The sequence below is a fragment of the Pseudomonas sp. genome, from assembly GCF_050739995.1.
GTDB lineage: Bacteria > Pseudomonadota > Gammaproteobacteria > Pseudomonadales > Pseudomonadaceae > Aquipseudomonas.
Genome location: NZ_JBOICG010000625.1, coordinates 1 through 3880, shown reverse-complemented (window position 1 = coordinate 3880; position 3880 = coordinate 1). Strand labels below are relative to the sequence as shown.

The window sequence follows — 3880 nt, the reverse complement described above, 5'->3', positions numbered from 1 at the left end:
GCTTGCCCCGCGCTGGGCTGCGTAGCTGCCCCAAAAAAAACGGGAGCGCTGCGCACTCCAGCGCGGGGCAAGCCCGCTCACTACAAACCAGGGTGTTCGGCACACGCATTGCTTTATGTCTCTGGGCGTCCCTCTGCACTGACAAGGAACTGGAATGGCTCGATCTTTCTTTGATGAAATGAATGACGCTAACGGCGTGTGCCGTGCGCACTATCAGGATTTCTCCCGTTGGCTAGCCAATACGCCACCGGAATTGCTGGCCCAAAGGCGCCGCGAAGCCGACCTGTTGTTCCATCGCGCCGGGATCACCTTCACCCTCTATGGCGACGAACAGGATACCGAGCGCCTGATCCCCTTCGACATCATCCCCCGTAGCATCCCCGCCAGTGAATGGAGCGTGATCGAACGCGGCTGCATCCAGCGGGTCAACGCACTGAACCTGTTCCTTGCCGATATCTACCACGACCAGCGCATCATCAAGGCCGGAATCATTCCAGCGGACCAGGTGCTGGGCAACGAGGGTTACCAGCAGGCCATGGTCGGCCTGGACCTGCACCGGGGCATTTACTCCCATATCTCCGGTGTGGACCTGGTGCGCGACGGCGATGGCACCTATTACGTCCTGGAAGACAACCTGCGTACTCCCAGCGGCGTGAGCTACATGCTCGAAGACCGCAAGATGATGATGCGCCTGTTCCCGGAAGTGTTCGCCAAGCAGCGCATCGCGCCGGTGGACCACTACCCGAACCTGCTGCTCAAGACCTTGAAAAGCTCCAGTCGCCTGGACAACCCCAATGTCGTGGTGCTGACCCCAGGGCGCTTTAACAGTGCCTTCTTCGAACACGCATTCCTGGCCCGGGAAATGGGCGTGGAACTGGTGGAAGGTGCCGACCTGTTCGTGCACGACCTCAAGGTATTCATGCGCACCACCGACGGGCCCAAGGCCGTGGACGTGATCTACCGGCGCATCGACGACGCGTTCCTCGATCCCCAGGCGTTCAACCCGGAGTCGATGCTCGGCGTCCCCGGCCTGGTCGCGGCGTACTGTGCGGGCAATGTGGTGTTGGCCAATGCGATTGGCACCGGGGTGGCCGATGACAAGTCGATCTACCCCTATGTGCCGGAAATGATCCGCTTCTACCTGGATGAAGAACCGATCCTGCAAAACGTACCGACCTTCCAATGCCGCAAACCGGATGAGCTGTCCCACGTGCTGGCGAACCTATCCGAACTGGTCGTCAAGGAAACCCAGGGCTCCGGTGGCTACGGCATGTTGGTGGGCCCGGCGTCCACGGCGGCCGAGATTGAGGACTTCCGTCAACGCATCCAGGCGCGTCCCCATGCGTACATCGCCCAACCGACCTTGAGCCTGTCCACCTGCCCCACCTTTGTCGAAAACGGTATCGCGCCGCGGCATATCGACCTGCGGCCCTTTGTACTCTCCGGCAAGGAAACCCGCCTGGTGCCGGGTGGCTTGACCCGTGTGGCGTTGAAGGAAGGCTCGTTGATCGTCAACTCGTCGCAAGGCGGCGGAACCAAGGACACCTGGGTGGTAGAGGGCTGAGTATGTTAAGTAGAACCGCCGCAGATCTGTACTGGATGTCCCGTTACCTGGAGCGCGCCGAGAACCTGGCACGCATGCTGGAAGTCAGTTATTCGCTGTCGCTGATGCCCCAGGCCGGGCGCAGCGATGGCCTGGACGAACTGGCGATGTCGTTGCTCAGCAGCGGCACCCTGGACAGCTACCTCGAACGCCACCAGCAGCTGGACGCCGAGCGCATGCTGCACTTCTTCGCCCTTGACGCAGAAAACCCCGCCAGCATCTACAACTGCCTGCGCGCCGCCCGGGGCAATGCCCATGCGGTACGCGGACGCATCACCGCTGACATGTGGGAAAACCTCAACGCCACCTGGCTGGAAATGCGCAGCATCGCCACAGGAGGCCTGGCGCGCCACGGCATCAGCCACTTCTGTGACTGGGTCAAGCAACGCTCGCACCTGTTCCGAGGCGCCACCTCGGGCACCATCATGCGCAATGACGCCTATCGATTTATCCGCCTGGGCACCTTTGTCGAGCGCGCGGACAACACCCTGCGCCTGCTGGACGCGCGATACGAGATGTTTGGTGAAGAGTCCGAAGAAGTCAGCGACCTGTCGGCACGCGGTTATTACCAGTGGAGCGCCCTGCTCCGCGCGCTGTCGTCGTTCGAGGCGTACACCGAGCTATACCCGAATGCGCTGAATGCCCGCTCGGTGTCGGAGTTGTTGCTTCTGCGCAGTGATGTACCGCGCTCATTGCATGCCTGCATCGAGGAACTGAGCCACATCCTGGCGGACCTGCCCGGCAGTTATGGGCGCGCCGCGCAACGCTTGGCGGCGGAGTTCGAAGCGCGGCTGCGTTACACCGGGATCGATGAAATCCTCGAAGACGGCCTGCATAGCCGCCTCACCGACTTTATCGACACGGTGCGCGAACTGGCTCGGGCCATTCACAGCTCCTACTTGGAAGTGGTGTGAGTGCAGTACGGTCACTTAACTGTCAATTCGGGTGATTGACCCCTCTTTGATGCGGCTCTTATGTTGGGCAGGTGCAACGCCTTCCCAACATAAGAAAAGGTACAGAGCATGTCCGAACTGACCCTCACCCCCGCCGCTGCCCACACCCTGCAACGCTGGCATGCCATGCTGGCCGCCCGCGACCTCAAGTCGTTGCCCGAGCTGCTGGCCCCCGACGCGGTGTTTCGCTCGCCCATGGCCCACACGCCCTACCCTGGCGCGCCTTTGGTGTCGATGATCCTCAACACCGTGATCAACGTGTTCGAAGACTTCACCTACCACCGTGAACTGGCCACCGGCGATGGCCTGAGCGTGGTGCTGGAGTTCAGCGCACGGGTGGACGACAAGCAGCTCAAGGGCATCGACCTGATTCGCTTCAACGAGCAAGGGCAGATCATCGAGTTTGAAGTGATGATCCGCCCCTTGAGCGGCCTGCAGGCCCTGGGTGACGAGATGGGCCGGCGCCTGGCCCCTTACCTGGCCAAGGCCAAAGGCTGACTACTGGTTCTTCACCAGCACCGGCTCGGCGCGGTATTGATCCGGGAACAGCTTTTTGAGCTGCGCCACCTTGGGCAGGTCATTGATCACGATGTATGGGTAAGACGGGTTCTCGGTGAGGAAGTCCTGGTGATAGGCCTCCGCCGGGTAGAACGTCTTGCCCGTCTCCACTTGGGTCACTATTGGCTTGTCGAAGGCCTTTGCGGCGTCCAGTTGCGCGATATAAGCCTGGGCGACTTTCTGCTGCTCGGCATTCTGCGCAAAGATCTCCGAGCGATACTGAGTGCCGCTGTCCGGGCCTTGGCGGTTCAGTTCGGTGGGGTTGTGGGCCACCGAAAAGTAGATCTGCAAGAGTTTGCCGTAGCTGACGGTACTCGGGTCGTAGGTCACCGACACCGCTTCGGCGTGGCCCGTATTGCCCTCGCTGACCGACTCGTACTGGGCCGTGTTCGCAGCACCGCCATCGTAGCCGGACACCGCGTTTTTCACGCCTTGTACATGCTGGAACACACCCTGCACGCCCCAGAAACAACCACCGGCGAACACCGCCGTTTGCAGGTTGCCCGGTTCGGCGGGCAGGTCCAAGGCAGGCGGCGCTATCACCACGGCGTCTTCAGTGCCGCCAAAGGGAAAGGCCGAGCTTTGGCCTACGAATGCAACAAAAGCGAAAACCGGTAAATATCTGAGCAGCTTCATCACTGTCACTCCAATACAACTGAATAAACGGCGTCAAAATGTGGGAGCGGGCTTGCTCGCGAAAACGGTATGTCAGGCACTGAATATGTTGTTTGAAGTACCGCCTTCGCGAGCAAGCCCGCTCCCACAT

Annotated in this window: 4 protein-coding genes; 3 read left to right on the top strand and 1 reads right to left on the bottom strand. The window is 60.9% G+C overall.

Annotated elements, in window-relative coordinates; all coding sequences use genetic code 11:
• The first annotated feature begins 154 nt into the window (after nucleotides 1-154).
• The 3 genes from ACRESD_RS21150 to ACRESD_RS21140 all read left to right on the top strand — a co-directional run bounded on the left by ACRESD_RS21150 (nucleotide 155) and on the right by ACRESD_RS21140 (nucleotide 3054).
• Complete coding sequence (locus ACRESD_RS21150; protein ID WP_431752686.1) at nucleotides 155-1564, top strand: circularly permuted type 2 ATP-grasp protein; 1410 nt, start codon at nucleotides 155-157, stop codon at nucleotides 1562-1564.
• Between the two features lie 2 nt (nucleotides 1565-1566).
• On the top strand, nucleotides 1567-2517 hold the full coding sequence (locus ACRESD_RS21145; RefSeq protein WP_431752685.1) for an alpha-E domain-containing protein: 951 nt from the start codon (nucleotides 1567-1569) through the stop codon (nucleotides 2515-2517).
• A gap of 108 nt (nucleotides 2518-2625) precedes the next feature.
• On the top strand, nucleotides 2626-3054 hold the full coding sequence (locus ACRESD_RS21140; protein ID WP_431752684.1) for a nuclear transport factor 2 family protein: 429 nt from the start codon (nucleotides 2626-2628) through the stop codon (nucleotides 3052-3054).
• Here ACRESD_RS21140 and msrA read toward each other — a convergent pair whose 3' ends face one another.
• Nucleotides 3055-3750 (bottom strand): peptide-methionine (S)-S-oxide reductase MsrA, encoded by a 696-nt coding sequence (gene msrA, locus ACRESD_RS21135; RefSeq protein ID WP_431752683.1) that lies wholly within the window; start codon nucleotides 3748-3750, stop codon nucleotides 3055-3057. It abuts the gene before it with no gap.
• Nucleotides 3751-3880 lie beyond the last annotated feature (130 nt).